Annotated in this window: 24 protein-coding genes; 6 read left to right on the top strand and 18 right to left on the bottom strand. The window is 72.8% G+C overall.

What is annotated here, in order from left to right:
• Nucleotides 1-3 precede the first annotated feature (3 nt).
• Nucleotides 4-918, bottom strand: a complete 915-nt coding sequence (locus J2S43_RS22540) for a hypothetical protein (RefSeq protein WP_306832284.1) — start codon at nt 916-918, stop codon at nt 4-6.
• Nucleotides 919-1,126: 208 nt separating this feature from the next.
• On the opposite strand from J2S43_RS22540, the gene J2S43_RS22545 reads away from it, so the two are divergent.
• Both J2S43_RS22545 and J2S43_RS22550 read left to right on the top strand, forming a co-directional pair.
• The gene (locus tag J2S43_RS22545) at nt 1,127-1,327 is read left to right on the top strand and encodes a hypothetical protein (protein ID WP_306832286.1); all 201 of its coding nucleotides are present in this window, start codon (nt 1,127-1,129) and stop codon (nt 1,325-1,327) included.
• Nucleotides 1,328-1,340: 13 nt separating this feature from the next.
• Nucleotides 1,341-2,009 carry a maleylpyruvate isomerase N-terminal domain-containing protein gene (locus tag J2S43_RS22550; protein WP_306832288.1) on the top strand — a complete coding sequence of 223 codons (669 nt, stop codon included), beginning with the start codon at nt 1,341-1,343 and terminating at the stop codon, nt 2,007-2,009.
• Between the two features lie 7 nt (nt 2,010-2,016).
• On the opposite strand, the gene J2S43_RS22555 is transcribed toward J2S43_RS22550, so the two are convergent.
• Nucleotides 2,017-2,571, bottom strand: coding sequence for a Uma2 family endonuclease (locus tag J2S43_RS22555; protein WP_306832290.1), 555 nt, complete (start codon nt 2,569-2,571; stop codon nt 2,017-2,019).
• Here J2S43_RS22555 and J2S43_RS22560 point away from each other — a divergent pair.
• Nucleotides 2,562-2,855 (top strand): glycerate kinase, encoded by a 294-nt coding sequence (locus tag J2S43_RS22560; RefSeq protein ID WP_306839395.1) that lies wholly within the window; start codon nt 2,562-2,564, stop codon nt 2,853-2,855. The two genes, J2S43_RS22555 and J2S43_RS22560, sit on opposite strands and share 10 nt — an antisense overlap.
• Before the next feature lie 73 nt (nt 2,856-2,928).
• Here the strand turns inward: J2S43_RS22560 and J2S43_RS22565 are convergent, their stop codons facing one another.
• On the bottom strand, nt 2,929-3,135 hold the full coding sequence (locus J2S43_RS22565; protein ID WP_306832293.1) for a DUF397 domain-containing protein: 207 nt from the start codon (nt 3,133-3,135) through the stop codon (nt 2,929-2,931).
• A gap of 346 nt (nt 3,136-3,481) precedes the next feature.
• On the opposite strand from J2S43_RS22565, the gene J2S43_RS22570 reads away from it, so the two are divergent.
• On the top strand, nt 3,482-4,135 hold the full coding sequence (locus tag J2S43_RS22570; protein ID WP_306832295.1) for a DUF6082 family protein: 654 nt from the start codon (nt 3,482-3,484) through the stop codon (nt 4,133-4,135).
• Nucleotides 4,136-4,165: 30 nt separating this feature from the next.
• On the opposite strand, the gene J2S43_RS22575 is transcribed toward J2S43_RS22570, so the two are convergent.
• The 12 genes from J2S43_RS22575 to J2S43_RS22625 form a co-directional block, all read right to left on the bottom strand.
• Nucleotides 4,166-4,351: a hypothetical protein gene (locus J2S43_RS22575; protein ID WP_306832296.1), complete on the bottom strand. Its 186-nt coding sequence runs from the start codon at nt 4,349-4,351 to the stop codon at nt 4,166-4,168.
• Between the two features lie 19 nt (nt 4,352-4,370).
• Complete coding sequence (locus tag J2S43_RS22580; RefSeq protein ID WP_306832298.1) at nt 4,371-4,496, bottom strand: hypothetical protein; 126 nt, start codon at nt 4,494-4,496, stop codon at nt 4,371-4,373.
• Entirely contained in the window at nt 4,481-4,681 is a 201-nt protein-coding gene (locus J2S43_RS22585; protein ID WP_306832300.1) for a hypothetical protein, read from the bottom strand. The genes J2S43_RS22580 and J2S43_RS22585 overlap by 16 nt, the downstream gene beginning before the upstream one ends.
• Nucleotides 4,682-4,790: 109 nt before the next feature.
• Nucleotides 4,791-6,065, bottom strand: coding sequence for an alpha/beta fold hydrolase (locus tag J2S43_RS22590; protein ID WP_306832302.1), 1,275 nt, complete (start codon nt 6,063-6,065; stop codon nt 4,791-4,793).
• Between the two features lie 55 nt (nt 6,066-6,120).
• Entirely contained in the window at nt 6,121-6,345 is a 225-nt protein-coding gene (locus J2S43_RS42270) for an ABC transporter ATP-binding protein (protein WP_370881649.1), read from the bottom strand.
• A 243-nt stretch (nt 6,346-6,588) separates the two neighbouring features.
• Nucleotides 6,589-7,257, bottom strand: coding sequence for a GntR family transcriptional regulator (locus J2S43_RS22595; protein WP_306832304.1), 669 nt, complete (start codon nt 7,255-7,257; stop codon nt 6,589-6,591).
• Between the two features lie 75 nt (nt 7,258-7,332).
• A complete protein-coding gene (locus tag J2S43_RS22600) occupies nt 7,333-8,712 on the bottom strand; it encodes an aldehyde dehydrogenase (NADP(+)) (RefSeq protein WP_306832306.1) in 1,380 nt (459 codons plus the stop codon).
• 8 nt (nt 8,713-8,720) lie between these two features.
• Nucleotides 8,721-9,725 (bottom strand): proline racemase family protein, encoded by a 1,005-nt coding sequence (locus tag J2S43_RS22605; protein WP_306832308.1) that lies wholly within the window; start codon nt 9,723-9,725, stop codon nt 8,721-8,723.
• On the bottom strand, nt 9,725-10,648 hold the full coding sequence (locus J2S43_RS22610; protein WP_306832310.1) for a dihydrodipicolinate synthase family protein: 924 nt from the start codon (nt 10,646-10,648) through the stop codon (nt 9,725-9,727). The genes J2S43_RS22605 and J2S43_RS22610 overlap by 1 nt, the downstream gene beginning before the upstream one ends.
• Nucleotides 10,645-12,198, bottom strand: coding sequence for an FAD/NAD(P)-dependent oxidoreductase (locus J2S43_RS22615; protein WP_306832312.1), 1,554 nt, complete (start codon nt 12,196-12,198; stop codon nt 10,645-10,647). The genes J2S43_RS22610 and J2S43_RS22615 overlap by 4 nt, the downstream gene beginning before the upstream one ends.
• Complete coding sequence (locus tag J2S43_RS22620; RefSeq protein ID WP_306832315.1) at nt 12,195-12,827, bottom strand: (2Fe-2S)-binding protein; 633 nt, start codon at nt 12,825-12,827, stop codon at nt 12,195-12,197. The genes J2S43_RS22615 and J2S43_RS22620 overlap by 4 nt, the downstream gene beginning before the upstream one ends.
• Nucleotides 12,824-14,020 (bottom strand): NAD(P)/FAD-dependent oxidoreductase, encoded by a 1,197-nt coding sequence (locus J2S43_RS22625; protein WP_306832316.1) that lies wholly within the window; start codon nt 14,018-14,020, stop codon nt 12,824-12,826. Before J2S43_RS22625 ends, J2S43_RS22620 begins: the two co-directional genes overlap by 4 nt.
• A gap of 139 nt (nt 14,021-14,159) precedes the next feature.
• Here J2S43_RS22625 and J2S43_RS22630 point away from each other — a divergent pair, with 139 nt between their 5' ends.
• Nucleotides 14,160-14,417: a hypothetical protein gene (locus J2S43_RS22630; RefSeq protein ID WP_306832319.1), complete on the top strand. Its 258-nt coding sequence runs from the start codon at nt 14,160-14,162 to the stop codon at nt 14,415-14,417.
• Between the two features lie 36 nt (nt 14,418-14,453).
• Here the strand turns inward: J2S43_RS22630 and J2S43_RS22635 are convergent, their stop codons facing one another.
• Together J2S43_RS22635 and J2S43_RS22640 are read right to left on the bottom strand one after the other, a co-directional pair.
• Nucleotides 14,454-14,630 (bottom strand): hypothetical protein, encoded by a 177-nt coding sequence (locus J2S43_RS22635; protein ID WP_306832321.1) that lies wholly within the window; start codon nt 14,628-14,630, stop codon nt 14,454-14,456.
• Nucleotides 14,631-14,702: 72 nt separating this feature from the next.
• The gene (locus tag J2S43_RS22640; protein WP_306832322.1) at nt 14,703-15,338 is read right to left on the bottom strand and encodes an NAD(P)-dependent oxidoreductase; all 636 of its coding nucleotides are present in this window, start codon (nt 15,336-15,338) and stop codon (nt 14,703-14,705) included.
• Nucleotides 15,339-15,415: 77 nt separating this feature from the next.
• Here J2S43_RS22640 and J2S43_RS22645 point away from each other — a divergent pair, with 77 nt between their 5' ends.
• Nucleotides 15,416-15,997: a TetR/AcrR family transcriptional regulator gene (locus tag J2S43_RS22645; protein ID WP_306832324.1), complete on the top strand. Its 582-nt coding sequence runs from the start codon at nt 15,416-15,418 to the stop codon at nt 15,995-15,997.
• A 55-nt stretch (nt 15,998-16,052) separates the two neighbouring features.
• On the opposite strand, the gene J2S43_RS22650 is transcribed toward J2S43_RS22645, so the two are convergent.
• Nucleotides 16,053-16,808 carry an alpha/beta fold hydrolase gene (locus J2S43_RS22650; protein WP_306832328.1) on the bottom strand — a complete coding sequence of 252 codons (756 nt, stop codon included), beginning with the start codon at nt 16,806-16,808 and terminating at the stop codon, nt 16,053-16,055.
• Between the last annotated feature and the right edge of the window lie 15 nt (nt 16,809-16,823).

Genomic DNA, 16,823 nt, shown 5'->3' on the forward strand with positions numbered 1-16,823 from the left:
AGATCAGTCCCAGGACCTGAGCGTGTGCAACGCGTGCAGCGTGATGGCCGGGCGGGCCTCCATCGCGGTGTTCGGCGCCCACCGGACGTAGGTGATCGGCCAGCCGCCGTCCTCGCCCTGCTGCCCGGCCAGGAAGTCGAGGCTGCGGGTGATCTCGGTGTCGGTGAACCAGCGTGCGGCCAGGCTGCCCGGCGTGCGCGCGTAGTCGTGCGCGTAGGTCCACTCGCCGGGCGCGTACCCGGGGGCGATCGCCGCGTCCGCCTCCGGGTGCGCCGGGTCGGACGGCACCAGCCCCTGCTCCCGGACGAGCCGGCCGAGGCGGTCCGCGGCCCGGGCGGCCCGGTCCCGGTCCGGCGCGTGATCGAGGAAGTCCAGTGCGGCGCGCGCCTCGTACGGATGGGTGCGCTCGATCGCGTCGATGGCTGCCCAGCAGAACGCGACCGCGCCGTCCAGCCACGGGTGCGCGATGCCGTGCTCCAGCAGCGGCCCGGCGATCTGGCCGGTGGCGAGCAGATCCGCCGGCACGTCCGCGCCCGCCGCCGGCACCGGCAGAAACGGCGGATGCGGGTACGCGGCCAGGCTGGGCAGCACGGACGGCGCGCCGCCGTCCGGCCCGGCCACGCCCGCCAGCCAGTCGCAGAGCGCGCCGCCGGTCTCCTGGTCGAGCTGCCCGGCCTCGGCCAGGATGTGCAGCGCGGACGGCACCGCCAGCGGCTGGCTCGCCGGACCGCGCACGTCCGGCTCCAGCCCGAACGCGAACCCGCCGTCCGGCGCGCGATAGGCCTCCAGCGCGGCCCGCACCCCGGCCGGATCCGCGCTCTCGAACCGGTGCCCGAACCGCCGCTGCTCCAGCACCCGCCCGGTGAGCCGGACGAAGCCACCGGCCCGTGTGATCGTCTCCGCGTCCGCTCGTGTCATGTCCCCGACGGTAGAGCCTGTGTTGACCGTTCCGGCGATCGCGTACCCCGGGAATCGACGCATCCCCGGTCTTGGTTCTTGCACCGCGGAACGTGCAGGGAGGCCCCCGGGGCCGACCGGTGCCCGCGGGAGCACTCGGAAGGTGACCCGCCGGAAGCGGGAAAATCATTGGCTTTCAAAGGTTTTTCACTGGGTACTGTTCGTGGTCATGCGTGCGAATGAGATTCTGCTCGACGCGTTCGGGCGCCTTCCGGAGCTGGTCGGCGGCGCGGTGGACGGCCTGACGCCGGAACAGCTGCGGTGGGCGCCGGGCGACGGCGTGCGGTTACTCAGCGTGTACGACGACGACGCGCAGCACGCGGGTCAGGCCGCATACGTTCGGGGGCTGCTGCCGGAGGCCGGAGTCTGAAACGATCGTCCACATGCGGGAGGCGGAGGCGCTGCGGGCTGCGTACGACGGGGTGACGGCGGCGCTGTCACCGCTGAGCCCGATGGAGTTGCTGGCACCGACCCGGTGTCACGGCTGGACGGTCGCGGACGTGGTGCACCACCTGACGTCGGACGCGCAGCGGGCGCTGGTCGCGCTGGCCACGCCCGCGGCCGGCCCGGCGACGCGCACGTTCGTGACCTACTGGCAGTCCACGCCGTCCCCGGCACCGGACTGGGAGAGCGCCGAGCGCGAGGCGGCCGCGTCCGCCTGGGCCGGCCGCCGCGCCGCCTCCGTGGCCCGGTCGCCCGAGCTCCTGGCCGGCCTGTGGCGCTCGACGTCGGTCGCCGCCGTGCACGCGGCCTTCGCGGCGCCGCACGCGTTCGTCGCCACCCAGGGTCACGTGCTCTCCACGCCCGACCTGCTCACCACGCTCGCCACCGAGGCCGTCATCCACCACCTGGACCTCCTGCTCGGCCTGCCCACCGCCCCCGAGCCCGCCGTGTCCACACTGGACGGGCTGCTCGCGCTGCACGGCGGCGTCCGCCCCGCCGACTGGGGCATCGAGGACTACCTGCTGAAGGGCTCCGGCCGCCTCGCCCTCAGCACCACCGACCGCACCACCCTCGGCCCCTCCGCCGGCCTCTTCCCCCTGCTCGGCTGAGCGCCGGTCAGATCAGATCGTGCTCGGCCGGCTCGGTGTTGAGCAGCCAGGCGAGCGGCATCGTGGCGCGAGGCGCGTACCTGTCACCCTGAAGCTGGTGCAGCGTGACGGTCTGGGCCACGTCCTGGTCGATGATCCAGTACTGCGGGATGCCCGCTGCCGCGTACTCGTTGCGTTTGGTCACGAGATCTATGCCCTCGGAAGCGGGCGAAACGATCTCGACGACGAGCAGCACGTCGGCCGCGGAGAGCCAGATGCCGTCGGCCTGAGGCTTGCTCCACACGACGAGATCGGGAATCCGGCCGCCGACCCCACCGGACCGGCCGGAGATCCGCAGGCCGACCGCCTGAGCGATCCGTTCCACCGCGACACCGGCGGCCGCGAGCCAGACGGTCAACCGGGTGGCGATGATCGCGTGTGAATAGCCGGCCGGCGGCATGATCGAGAGCACTCCCTCAGGGCTGATCTCGTATCGATGATGCTCATCGGCAGCCATCATCTGGGCAAGGTCGTCGAGCGTCACGACCGCGGGCATGTGCCGGCCTACAACGTCTGCGCTCATGCGGAAATGGTACCCACCATTCCAACGACGGCTCCAGGGCCACGAGCAAGGTCCCCGCCGAGATCGCCCGCCGCGCCCAGCGCACCGGCACCCCGGTCCTCGCCCTGGCCGGCTCGCTTCGCGCGGGCTCCGGCTCCGTCCGCGACATCGGCATCGTCATCTCGCCGCCCCCGGCCCCGATGCGCATGGAGGACGTCGTCGCCAACGCAGCTCCGCTGCTCCGCGGCGCCACGGAACGCGCGCTGCGCCCGATCGTCCTCGACGCCGCCATCGCGTCCCGCTGAGACACGAGACCCCGGGGGCTCCGAGCCGCCCCCGGGGACATCCATCAGCCGGTGTGTCTCCGCGCCGCCGCCGCTACGCGCGGCTGCCGCCGAACGCGTCGTTCTTCAGCCCGCCGACGAACGCGGCCCAGCCGGCCTCGGTGAACGCCAGCACGGGCCCACCCGGCTGCTGCTTGGAGTCGCGAACGCGGGCGCCCGACGAGCCCAGCGGGCGAACTTCCACGCACTGTTCCATCTGGCAGCGGGAAGCCTTGATCCACGGGGAATTAGAAACGGTCATGGCAGATCATCTTTTCTCTTGTCACATATCTCATCTACATGGCCTCCCCAGGCTTGGATATCAGACAGGCAAGCAATCAATGCCTTTTCGCCCATTTTCGGGCAGATCACACTGCCCGGGCGTAGCCTAGATGGCCGAGGGGAAGACATCACAACCCGAGAAGCCGGTTACGCCGTTCGGTCGAATCATGGACGACGATAGGTTGCGATCTCGAATACGCTGAGTAGCACGCCGACGTACTCGGGAGTGGTTCGCCGTGGCTCTCCAGCGCCCGTCACGCAGATCCGTGGCCTTGGCGTGCGCCGCCGTCGCAGGCATCACGTGCGCGGCGGGCTCACCGGCGGTGATGCTGGCCATGGACCGATGGCTACAGGTGGACTGGCCGAGACTGAGCAATATCGGCCAGGCGTACGGCCTCGCCTCGGCGATCTTCTCGGTGCTGGCGGTCGTCGGAGTCGCCGTCTCACTCGCACATCAGAGTCATGGCGTGGTCGTACAACGCGATCAGGACATCTCGGACGCACATGCACGGCTACTGTCCCTGGTGTTGACGGATCCGGAGACCTTCGGGCCGGTGCTCAGCGACAAGGCGCAACGACTCGGCCTCGTCGAATACAAGCGCTATGTATTTGTCACGCTGGTACTACGCCTTGCGCTATCCGGCTACGAAACCGGCCACACCAATGAGTACTCGCTGCGGAACGAGGTCTTCCGCGGTCTTTTTCTCCGGTCGGTAGGGCGCGAGCACTGGCGGGAGTCACGCACGTTCTGGCTCTCCGCGTCGCTACCGCGGCACCGCCGGTTCGCCCAGATCGCGGACGAGGAATATCAGGCAGCCATCAGCCGCGGACCCGCACTACCCATGCCGCCGGGCGAACCGGCGCCGGCCGCGCTCCGCCCCCGCGTGGCGCCGATCCTGGCCGCCGGTGTGGCCGGCGGGTTGCTCGGCGTCGTCGCGATGGCTGCGACGCGCCGCCGCCCGGGCGCCACGGACGCCTGACTCCGCCGGGCTGGTCGCTTCACACCGGTTTCAACGACACATCGGATCGGTCGACGCGGTCACGTTCTCGTTGAGCATGTTGTAGATCAGGTCGGTGCTGGTGCTGTCGCCGGCCCGCGGGAAGAAGTAGCTGCGCACGTTGCCGTTGAGCTCGGTGTGGTACCGGTGGCAGAACGTCTCCGGCGTCCGCCACCGCACCCGGTCCACACCGGACACGCGTCCTCCGCGTGGAGCGTCACCTCGTCGTGCGCGGTCCCAGCGCCCGCACTCGCGCCCGGACCTCGGGCGGCGTGGTGTCCACCGCCACCTCCCGGGTGGCGTGCACCACGCGGCCGGCCGGGTCGGTCACCTCCGCGCGCACCAGGTGCCGCCCGTCCGCGAGCGCCGAACCCTCGCCGCGCCGGTCAGCGCCACCGACGCCACCGCGCCGTGGACGACGACGGAAACCGAGGCCGCGCCGGTGTACCAGCCGGACGACGCCCGCTCGCCGGGCAGCGCCGCGCTGAGCCGGTCGCGGTGCGCGGCGGCGGCGCGGGCCGCGGCCACGTCGACCGGCGCCGGGACCGCGCGGCCCAGCCCTGCCCGATGCCGGCCAGGAATCCCGGGCTGTCGTCGGCGAGCCGGGGCGGGCGGGTCCCGGTGAAGGGGAGCAGGGTCATCTCAGTTCTCCTCCTCGGTCGCGGACCATCTCGCGCAGGCGGGTGAACGTGTGGCCGCCGTTGATGCCGTCGTGCTCGAACTCGTTGGTGATCCACGCGGTCGCGTTGCCGAGCCGCGCGAGCGTCTGCCGCTGCAACCCCTCGTCCACGAAGAGGTCGTCGTGGTAGACCACGGCCGCGACCGGCACCGGGTTGGCCGCGAGCCGGTCCGGGTCGTACAGCGGAGACCATTCGGAGACCGCCGCCAGCTGTTCCATCGCGGGCGCGAACGGGCGCAGCGCGCGGACCTCCTCGAACAGCCACGGGAACGCCATCTCGGAGGTGAACAGCAGCGGCCGGCGGTCCTCGGCGAACTCCGGACGGCGGTCACGCTCGCGCTGCGCGGACCAGCGGAACGGGCCGTTCGTACCGTCGCCGTAGATCGTCTCTTGCAGTGTCCAGAACAGCGGGTTGGTCGCGTTCGACGTCCTGACCAGCACGTTCTCCAGGAACCCGTTGGTGAGCCGGCCGTCGCGGGTGAACGCCTCGGAGACCAGCCAGTGCAGGCGCAGGTGGCCGCGGCCGAAACCGAGGTCGCCGCCGAGCGTCTGGAAGCGCCGCACGGACAGCGGCGAGCCGTCCGGCAGCAGCGTGTCGCCGCGCGCGAGCAGGTCCGCGATCGCGCCGGCCGTCTCCTCGTCCTGCGGGTAGCGGCGGTAGAAGTCCGCGGTTTTCGCGGCGGCCCGGTCGAACGTGCGCCGGTAGACCTCGTCCGGGTCGGCCGGGAGTCCGGGGATGCCGCCGCAGACGTAACACGCGGTCAGCGCCTCCGGGGCGGTGGAGAGGTAGGTCAGCGTGATCCAGCCGCCGAAGCTCTGCGCGATCGTGGCCCAGCGGCGGCCGTCGTACCGGGTGCGGCGCACGTGCTCCAGATCCCGGACGATCGAGTCCGCCCGGAATTTCAGCAGATAGTCGCCGGGGTCCGGCACCGACGAGATGACGTGGCCGTCGATCGGCGAGCTGCGCCCGGTGCCGCGCTGGTCGACCAGGACCACGCGGTAGTGCGGCAGCGCCTCGGCCGGCCACCCGTCGACGCCGGTGAACCGCGGGTTCGCGCCGCCGGGACCGCCCTGAAGATAGGTGAGCAGCGGCAGGTCGTCGTGCCTCCGCTCCGGGTCGGCGAACTCGCGGACGAACAGCTCGATCGTGCCGGTCTCCGGGGAGTCCCAGTCCAGCGGCACGTCGACGGTGAACTCCCGCACCCACGCACCCGGCATCGGATATTCGACCATGCCGGACTTCCCGCCACGTTGCGGTTCCGGGGTGGCCGGCACTGAGCCGGATGATTCACTCGCACGCTCGTTCATGAAGGCCCTCCCGACCCAGCGCGGCCCCCGCGTTTCGCTTCCGCGCGGCCTCCCATTCAGGATTGATCCTGGGGACGGCCGCGAGCAGGCGCTTCGTGTACTCGTGGCGAGGTTCACCGAACACGGTGTCCCGGTCGCCGGTCTCGACTACGGTGCCGTTCGTCCTCACGGCCACCCGGGTCGCGATCTGCCGGACCACGGTCACGGCGGGTGCCCCCGGCGCCTAGAGAGGACAGTAGTATGTCACACAGCGCCGGTGAAGAGATGGCGAGCAAATATTTACCGCCCGGAGCCAGACCGGGGTTCGCCCGCCATCACCGGCGCCACCCCATGCGCGCACCGCACCACGTGGAGCGCGCGCACCGGCACCCTCACGTGATCGAGGCGTCATTCACGTCGTTCCAACGACGTGAATGACGCCTCGATCACGGTCTCCAGACGAGCGGGGTCAGTCCTCGGCTCGGCCGTTCCACCAGCCGAGCACGTGGCCGATGTGCGCCCTGAGCAGCGTCTCCGCGCCCCGGCCGTCGCGCGCCTCGAGCAGGTCGACCAGGCTGTGGTGCTCGGCCGCGGACCGGGCCAGCTCGGCCGTGCCGATCATGTCGGCCAGCCCCACCATGCGCGTCTGCTGGCGCAGGTCCTTCACGATCTCGATCAGCCGGCGGTTGCCGTGCAACTCCAGCAACCGCAGGTGGAACGCCATGTCCGCGGCAAGGTACTCCGGCAGGTCGGCCACGGCGGCCGCGTCCACGATCGCCTGCGCCTTGACCCGCAGCTCGGCCGCGGCCTCCGGTTGCAGCGTGCGCGCGATGTCCCGCATCGGCGGCCCTTCGAGGTCCTGCCGGATCCGCACGATCTCCCACAGGTCCTGCTCGCTGACGTCGGTGATCCGGAAACCCTTGTTCCGCACCGCGTCGACGAAGCCGCGTTTCTGCAGGTTGAGCATCGCCTCGCGGACCGGCGTGGCGGAGACACCGAACCGGGCGGCCAGCGTGGGCGCGGTGACCAGCGTGCCGGGGGCCAGCTCGCCGGAGACGATCGCGGCCGCGACCGCGTCCTCCACGGTGCCGCGCAGGCTCGCCCCGACGGCCACCGGGCCGATGACCGATGAGCTCACCTGACCACCCTCCATGTGTGGAGACAATACAATGTCACATCGTGCCGACCGCATAGGCGGTCGGCACGATCACGACTATCGCAGCTCCGGGGGCAGCACCGACGCGGGGGCACCCTGATAGGTGACCGGCCGCTGCCAGCGCGCGATCGCGGCCAGCCCGACCGAGGTGCTGGTCGGCGCCGTGGTGGACGGCCACGGACCGCCGTGGTGCTGCGCGCCGGAGACGGTCACGCCGGTCGGCCACGCGTTGTAGACGATCCGCCCGGCCCGGTCCTCCAGCGCGCTCACCACGTGTTGCGCCACCGGGTCGTCGTCCGTGCTGTGCGCCTGGATCGTGCCGGTGAGCTGGCCGGGGATCAGCCGCAGCACCGCGTCCAGCTCGTCCTGCGACGAGTAGCCGACGACCAGGCCGGCCGGGCCGAACATCTCCACCTCCAGCGCGCGCGGGTCCGCCATCACCTCGGGTGCCGGGACGGCGAGCACGGTCGCACGTACCCCCTGGTCGTTGGGGTCGCTCTGGGCGGCCGGGTGCACCGCGGGAAGCGCGGCGACCTCGGCGACGCGCGCCGCGAGGTTCTTCTCCATCGACTCGGAGAGCATGCGGGCGGGCACCGGCAGGTCGACCGCGGCGACGAACGCGTCCGCGTCCGGCACCAGGACCACGCCCGGGTTCGTGCAGAACTGGCCGGCGCCGAGCGTCAGCGAGCCCACCCACTCCCCCGCGATCGCCGTGCCGCGCTCGGCCCAGGCGGACGGCGTGACCACGACCGGGTTGACGCTGCCCAGCTCCCCGTAGAACGGGATCGGGTCCGGGCGGCCGGCCGCGATGTCGAACAGCGCGCGCCCGCCGGCCGTCGACCCGGTGAACCCGGCCGCCCGGATCCGCGGATCGCGCAACGCGGTGATCGACTCCTCCACGCCCTCCAGCAGCCCGAACGCGCCCTCGGGAGCGCCTGCGGCGCCCAAGGCATCGATCACCACCTCGGCGGTACGGCGGGAGAGGCGCGGATGACCGGGATGCGCCTTCAGCACGACCGGGCAGCCCGCGGCCAGCGCGGAGACGGTGTCGCCGCCGAACACGCTGAACGCGAACGGGAAGTTGCCGGCCGCGAAGACCAGCACCGGGCCGATCGGCACCAGCGTGCGGCGCAGCTCGGGACGCGGGCCCATGCCCCAGCCGGGATCCTCCGGGTCCACCCGGACCGGCGTCAGCTCACCGTCGCGCAGCCCTTCGGCGAACAGGCGGGCCTGGAACGTGGTCCGGCCCAGCTCGCCGGTCAGCCGCGCCTCGGGCAGGTGCGTCTCGTCCTGCGCGAGCGCGACCAGGTCGTCCTTCGCCGCGTCGAGCGCGTCCGCGACCGCGTCCAGCCAGTCCGCCCGGGTGGCCGCGGTGGCCTTCCGCATCGCCGGCCGGGCCGAGTCGGCGGCCGCGAGCAGCGGTTCGGAGTCAGTCATGTGTCTCCTCAGAACTCGAATCCGTGCGGATAGGGATCCGTCGGGTCCAGCACGTACTGGCCGAAGCCGGTGATCCACGCTCGACCGGTGATCGTCGGCAGCACCGCGTGCCGGCCACCGACATCGGTTTCCCCGATCAGTCTGCCCGTGAACCGGCTGCCGATGAACGACTCGTTGACGAAGTCCTGATGCAGCGGCAGCTCGCCGCGCGCGTGCAACTCCGCCATCCGCGCGGACGTGCCGGTGCCGCACGGCGACCGGTCGAACCAGCCGGGATGGATCGCCATCGCGTGCCGGGACAGTGTGGCGTCCGAGCCGGGCGCGATGAACTCCACGTGGTGACAGTGGTCGACGCCGTCGATCGTCGGGTGCTTCGGTGGGGCCTGTGTGTTGATCGCATCCATGATCGCCAGCCCGGCCGTGAGGATCTCCTGCTTGTGCGCGCGGTCGAACCTTATGTCGATCTCATCGAGGTCCACCATGGCGTAGAAGTTGCCGCCGAAGGCGAGGCTGTAGGTGATTTCTCTGTCGAGCGCGGGCACGACGATCGTGGAGTCCAGCCGGTCGCAGTAGGACGGCACGTTCTCCAGCGTGACGTGCTCGGCGCGGCCGTCCTTCACCGCCACGTTCGCGACCACCAGGCCGGCCGGGGTGTCCAGCCGGATCGTGGTGCGTGGTTCGACGACCTCGACCATGCCGGTCTCGACCAGCACCGTGGCCACGCCGATCGTGCCGTGCCCGCACATCGGCAGGCAGCCGGAGACCTCGATGTAGAGCACGCCGAAGTCCGCGTCCGGGCGGGTCGGCGGCTGCAGGATCGCGCCGGACATGGCGGAGTGGCCGCGCGGCTCGTTGACCAGCAGCTTGCGGATGTGGTCCAGGTGCGCGATGAAGTGCAGGCGGCGCTCGTTCATGGTGGCGCCCGGGATCACGCCCATGCCGCCGGTGATCACCCGCGTGGGCATGCCCTCGGTGTGCGAGTCGACCGCCTGGAACATCCGCGTCGCGCGCATCAGCGTGCCCGGTACTCTTCGAGGCCCTTGATCGCGCGTGCCATGTCCGCGACGACCTGGGAGCTGTGCGCCTCGGTGAGCGGGCCGCGCGGCGGGCGGCACGGGCCACCGTACCGGCCGACCTGCTCCATGCTCAGTTTGATCGCCTGGACGAACTCGGTGCGCGAGTCCCAGCGGAACACCGCGACCAGGTGCTTGTACAGCTCACGGGCCTCCGCGACCCTACCGGCGATCATCAGGTCGTAGATCTCGACGGACTCGGCCGGGAACGCGTTCGGGAAGCCGGCGAACCAGCCTGCCGCGCCGTCCACCATCAGCTCGAACAGCACGTCGTCCGCGCCCGCGACCACGTCGATGTCGCACAGTTCTCTGATCTCGAAGAGCCGGCGGACGTCGCCGCTGAACTCCTTGATCGCGGATACGTTCGCCAGCTGGGCGATCTCCGCGACCAGGCGCGGCACCAGGTCCACCTTGGTGTCGATCGGGTTGTTGTAAATCATGATCGGCAGGCCGACCTCGTCGATCTTGCTGAAGTGCTCGACGACCTGCGCGTCACTCGCCCGGTACATGGTCGGCGGCAGCGCCAGCACGCCGTCCGCGCCGTCCTCCGCCGCCAGCTCCGCCCAGTGCCTGGCCTGGTGCCAGCCCGGCCCGTGCACGCCGGCCACGACGACGCCGCGCCCGGCCACGGCCGCCACCGCGACCTGCACCACCTTGCGCCGCTCCGCGTCGGTGAGCGCGGAGTACTCCCCCAGCGATCCGTTCGGCCCCACACCCCGGCACCCGTTGCTGATCAGCCAGTCACAGTGCTCCGCGAAGCGGTCGTAGTCCACCTCCAGCCCCGCCGGCGCCGACGCGTTCTCCTTGAACGGCAACGCGGTCGCGACGATGACTCCGCGCAGATCGATCGGTGCGGAACTCATGAACGGTCCTCCTGTGGTCCCGTACGGACATTCCCGGCAACGCTGCCGTCTCGGTCGGTCTGGGTGCGCGATTCGCGGTCCGCGCCGCCTGCTGCCGTCGTCGCCGGTTCCGCCACGGCTGCCGTCGCGGGCACGGCAGCCGTCGCGGGCACGGCAGCCGTCGCGGCGAGTTCGGCGAGGCGGATCGGGATGGCGATCGGGCGCTGGGCGGTGCGGCCGGTGTCGAGCAGGCCGGGGCCGGTGGCGGCGAGGAGCTCCTCGACCGTGCGGCCGCAGGTGCGGCCCTGGCAGATGCCGAGGCCGGCGCGGGTGGTGAGCTTCAGCGAGCGCAGACCGCGCGCCTCGGTCAGGCGGGCGGCGCGGCGCAGGTCACCGGCGGTGACGTCCTCGCAGCGACAGACCGTGGTGCCGTCGTTCAGCCAGGCCGGCCAGCCGGATCCGATCCGGTGCGCGGCGGCCAGCCGCCCGGCGAACTCCCGGAACACCCGGCGGGACCTCAGCGCGCTCGACGCCGCGTCGTGGCCGGCGGCGACGGCACCGGCGATCTCACCCTCGGCGAGCGCCAGGTCGACGCCGCCGACGCCGGTCAGCTCGCCCGCGGTGAACACGCCGGGCACCGACGTGCGCTGGCCGTCGTCGACCGTCACCGCGCCGTCCGGGCCGGTCGCGCAGCCCGCGGCCACGGCCAGCTCGGTGCGCGGCACGAAGCCGTGGCTGACGCAGACCGCGTCGACCTCGATCCGGCGCTCGCTGCCGGGCCGCGGCGCCCAGTCCGGGCCGAGGCCGGCGACGGTGACGGCCTCGACCCGGCCGGTACCGTGCGCGGCGACGACGGCCGCGCCGGTCCGATAGGGAATCCGCTTCGCGGCCAGATCCCGCACATATCCGCCCAACTCCGCGGCCTTCGCGCTCGCGGACAGCAGCCGCCAGGGCCGCGCGCCCCAGCCGCGGGCGAGCTGCCGCGGTCCGGCGGCCTCGACCACACCCACGACCTTCGCGCCGGTACGAACGAGGCTGCTGACCACCGGCAGCAGGAACGGCCCGGCACCGGCGACCAGCACGCGGCGGCCGACCGCGACCCGCTCCCCCTTGGCGAGTGCCTGCGCGGCACCCGCGGTGAACACGCCGGGCAGGTCCCAGCCGGGGAACGGCAGCGTGCGCTCCTGCGCACCGGTCGCGAGGATCAGCGCCGCCGGGTCGAACGTGCGCGGCGTGCGCCCGCTCCCGTCCGGCGGCCCGACCACGACGTGGACCAGCGGCGGAGCACCGTCGCGGCGATCGACCGACCACACGTGCCCGTTGAGCACGACCTCGCAGCCGTCGTCCGCCAGCAGCGCCGCCCGCATCCGCAGGAACCGCTGCCAGCCGTGATGCAGCAGTTCCTCGCGCGCGCCCGCGCGCTCGGCCGGAAGATGCCGCCAGTACTGCCCACCGAGATCGTCACCGGCCTCGACCAGCACCACGCGGACGCCGTGCCGCCGCGCGGCCAGCGCCGCCGCCATGCCCGCCGGCCCACCGCCGACGACCAGCACCGGAACGCTCTCCGTCACCGCTCGCCTCCCGCGCTCGCCGATGCACCGGGATTCCCGACGCGGCTGTCCCGCTGCTCAACAGCGGGACGAGCGGCGTCCGCCTGCTCCCCCTGGTCCCGGCCTTCTTCGCCGTCGCTCCGCGACGCGCGCACGCCGGAACCGGTCACATCCGGCTCGTTCGGCACGCCGACGGCCAGGCCTCCGGCTCCACCGGCCGTCATCAAGCGATCATGGTCCTGCTCCGCGCCGCCGCCCGGCCGAGCGCTGCCGTCCCGCGGCTCGACCACGCCGACCGGCGGAACGCCGTCCTCCCGCGGCGCGACCACGGCGGCCAGCAGGCCGCTGTCGTCCTGGAGGGTGATCACGTCGCCGTCGGTGGCGCGGCGCTGGCAGGCGCGGACGTCACGGAGGCCGTTGACGACGATCAGGCAGTCGAAGCAGACGCCGATGCCGCAGAAGACGCCGCGGGGGCGGCCGCTGCGCGGGCTGGTCCGCCAGGAGAGGCGGCCGGACGCGAGCAGCACGCCCGCGATCGTCTGACCGGCACGGCCGGCGACGGGCTCGCCGTCCACCGTCAGCTCGATCGCGCCGCCGTCCGCGGGCACGACCGGGTCGTGCGCGGGCGCGACGCGGTAGGGGCCGGTCATCCGGCGGCTCCTTCCAGGTGCGGCAGCAGGCTGGGGCGGTCCAGGCGGAACTCGTCCCGCAGCGCGTCGTTCGGGTCGCCGAGGCCCAGCATCGCGTCGTGGAGCAGGTCGGCCGTGGCCAGGCTGAGGCCGATGCCGGCGCCCTCGTGGCCGGTGGCGTGCCACAGGCCGGGGCGGCGCGGGTCCGCGCCGATCACCGGCAGGTGGTCGGGGACGAACGGGCGGAACCCGCCGTACGCCCGCATCACCGGCACGTCCGCCAGGAACGGGAACAGCAGCAGCGCCTTCGCGGCGAGCGCGGCCAGCACGCGAGCCTCGATCCGGTCGTCGAAGCCGCGGCGCTCGCGCGAGGAGCCGATCAGCACGGTGCCGGCCGCGGTCGACTCGACCACGCTGGACACCATCAGGTCGGCCGCGCCGGAGCCGACCGCGCCGACGTAGTCCGCGTCGTAGACCTTGTGGAACACGCGCTGCCGCATCCGCGAGGTGACCAGCACGGTGCCGCGGCGCGGGCGGACCGGCAGCGGCACGCCGAAGCGCGCCGCGACCTCGCCGGACCACGGCCCGGCCGCGATCACCACGGCGTCGGCGGGCAGCGTGCCGGCCGCCGTCCGTACCCCCGTGATGGTCTGTCCGGAAAGGACCGGGCCGAGGACCTCGACGCCCTGGAGCACGCGGGCGCCGTGCCGGCGGGCGGACGCGAGCAGCGCCTCGGTCGCGATCACGGGCTGGACCTGGGCGTCCTGCGGATAGAGGACGGCGGCGGTGAGGTCACGGGTGAGGTCGGGTTCCAGCTCGTGCGCGCGGGCGTCGTCGACGACCTCCGCGATCACGCCGGCCGCGCGCTGCGACTCGGCGAAGGCCAGCAACGCGGTCGCGCCCGCGGTCGTCGTCGCGGCGACCAGGCCTCCCTTGTGCTCGAACTCCAGGTCGGGAAAGCCGTCCGGCAGTTCGGCCCGCAGCTCGGCCCGGACCCGCGCCCATGCGGAGAGCGTGCGCTGGGTGAGCCGCAGCTCCGCGCCCGGGCCCTTGTCGGAGACCAGGATGTTGCCCTCGCCGCCGGAGGACGTGCCGCCCGCGCTCGGGCCACGGTCGGCGACGACCACGTCGGCGCCGGAGCGGGCGAGCACGCGCGCGATCGCAGCGCCGACGATGCCGGCCCCGACGATGACGACCTTCTGACGATGGGACACGCCAGTAATATGTCACATGCCCCTACCGAGCAGAACAGATTCAGCGGAGAGAAGTTCGAGAAGCAACAACCTTGACACCACGAGGGTACGCCGCCTAAGCATGATCAGACTTGTAACATTCTACTGGGTACGGGAGCCGATGAACGCCGATTGGCCGCTGTCCGCCGGGACGCTCCACCTCAACCACGGCTCGTTCGGCGCGGTACCGCGCGTCGCGCTGGCCGCCCAGGCGCAGCTGCGCGCGGAGATGGAGTCCGCACCGGTCCGCTGGTTCGCCGGCTCGCGACAACGGCTCGCGACAACGGCTCGCGACAGTGATCAGGGCGGCCCCCTGTCGCTGGAACGACAGGGGGACGCCCTGATCGCGCGGTCGGACACCGCGTCGGTGGTTTCCTAGGAGGCTAGTCCCATTCGGCCGTCGAGGTGGGGTGGATCAGGTGAGGCCGAATACGACCGGGAGAAGGCCGGCGAGCCAGACCGCGGCGGTCGCGGCCAGCAGCCAGCCGGCGAGGCGGCGGTTGCGGCGCGGGGAGGCGGAGACCGAGCCGTTCAGCACGGTCCAGGTCGCGCCGCCGCTGAGCGCGAGGGCGCAGAGCAGGTAGACCAGCATGATGCGGTGGTTCCCCGGCACGTGAACCGCCGGTGGCCGCCGGGTCAATTCGCGAGGGTCAATTCGCGAGGGTCAATTCGCGACCGCGACCGTGGTGCGGACGGTCCGCGGGTCGGCCAGGCAGCGCAGCAGCGCGTCGGCGAGGTCGGCGCGGGAGATCCGGTTGCCGCCGCGGACGTTCCGGCCCAGCTCCGTGCGGTAGCGGCCGGTGTGCGCGCCGTCGGTGAGCATCGGCGGGCGGACGATCGTCCAGTCCAGGCCGGTCGCCGCGACCAGGTCCTCCATCCGCCGCATGTCCGCGTACGCATGGGCGAGCACGCGCTTCAGGATCGGCTTCACCACGTACCGCGTGAAGGGTCCGTCCTGGTTGTCGACGTGCATGCCGCTGTTGCTGACCACGGCCAGGCGGCGCACGCCGTGCCGGCGCATCGCGGTGACGATCGCGGCCGCGCTGTCCGCGCACACCGTGGTCGGCGCGCGGCCCTCGCGCGGGCCCATGGCGGAGACGACCGCGTCCCGCCCGGAGATCGCGTCGCCGATCGCGTCCGGGTCCATCGCGTTCGCGGTGACGACGGTCAGGCCGGACAGGTCCGAAGGCAGGCGGGACGGGTCGCGGACCACGGCGGTGACGTCGTGACCGGCCGCGGCCGCGCGCCGCAGCACCTGGACGCCGGTGCCACCGGTCGCGCCGAGGACGGTGAGTTTCATGGCGGCTCCCTGGTTAGTGAGTGCTTACTAACCACTATGGTTAGTGAACACTCACCCCGCGTCAAGGAGCAGAATTCGTGAGCACGCGCGACCGCATCGTCACCGCCGCCGCCGGCGTCATCCGGGACCGCGGGCTGGCCCGCGCGACCACCAGGGAGATCGCGCTGGCCGCCGGGCTGTCCGAGGCCGCGCTCTACAAGCACTTCCGCGACAAGACCGACATCTTCCTCGCGGTGCTCGGCGAGCGCGGCCCGACCACGCTGGTCGCGGTCCTCGGCGGGCTGCCCGGCCGGGTGGGTGCGGAGCCGGTCGCGGCGGTGCTGCGCGAGGTCGTGCTGGCCGCCGTCGACTTCTACGAGCACGGCTTCCCGATGGCCGGCTCGCTCTTCTCCGACCCGGCGCTGTTCGCCGCGCACCGGACCCGGCTGCGCGAACGTGACTCCGGCCCGCAGGTGCCGGTGGAGGCGCTGGCCGCCTACCTCGCGGCGGAGCGACGGCTCGGCCGGGTGGCGGCCGGCGCGGACCCGGCGGCCGCGGCCGGCCTGCTGCTCGGCGCCGCGTTCCAGCGCGCGTTCCTCGGCAACTTCACCGACACCGGCGACGCGGAGGCGTTCGCCACCGCGCTGGTCGAGACGCTGCTCACGGGGCTCCGGCCGTAACCGGCCGCCGACCGCACGCCAGCCGGCCGGCGCCCGTTCGTGGCCGGCGTGCGGCTCAGTCCGTGAGAAGTGTGGCGATCGCCGCCGGGTGGGAGAGGTGCGGGAAGTGGCCGCCGGGCAGCAGCACGGTCTCCGCCCGGGGCGCGGCCGAGGCGAACCAGGCCCGGTAGGCGGCCGGTGGCTCGTGGCCGGTCACCCAGCGGTAGGGGATGTCGTGCGCGTCGATCGCGGCCAGCTCGTCGCGGACCCGGGCGGCCAGCACCTCGTCCGGCAGCTCCAGGATCTCGCCCCAGTGGTCGAGCAGCTGGTCGGCACGGGGCTCGCAGGACTCCACGAGCCGGCGGCCCTCCTCCGGCAGCGCCTCGACGCCCATGCCCGCCAGCAGGCCGTCCCAGACGCGGCGCCAGCGGTCGTCGCGCAGCATCGGCGCGGACCGGCGCACGTGCTCGCCGAACGGGCCGAGCAGCAGCGGCTGGTCCAGGTTCAGCACGCCGCGGGCCGGGAAACGGGCCGCGTAGCCGGTCGCGAGCACCGCGCCGAGCGAGTGGCCGACCACGATCGGCGCGTCCAGCCCGGCCGCGACCGCCGATCGATGGAGCAGGTCGATGACCTCGGCGGCGCGGTAACCGGCCCGGCGCGGTGACTCGCCGTGGCCGGGCAGGTCGAGCGCGAGCGCGCGCCGGCCGGGCAGCTCGCGCAGCAGCGGATCCCACTGCCGCCGGTCGAACGTGAGGCCGTGGATCAGCAGCAGCGGAGGCCGGTCGCCGTCCGTGCCGGTCAGCGCGCCGGCGAGCTCGTCGAAGATCGTCATGCCCGGAGGGCGTAA

Origin of the sequence: Catenuloplanes nepalensis, assembly GCF_030811575.1 — a bacterium.
GTDB lineage: Bacteria > Actinomycetota > Actinomycetes > Mycobacteriales > Micromonosporaceae > Catenuloplanes > Catenuloplanes nepalensis.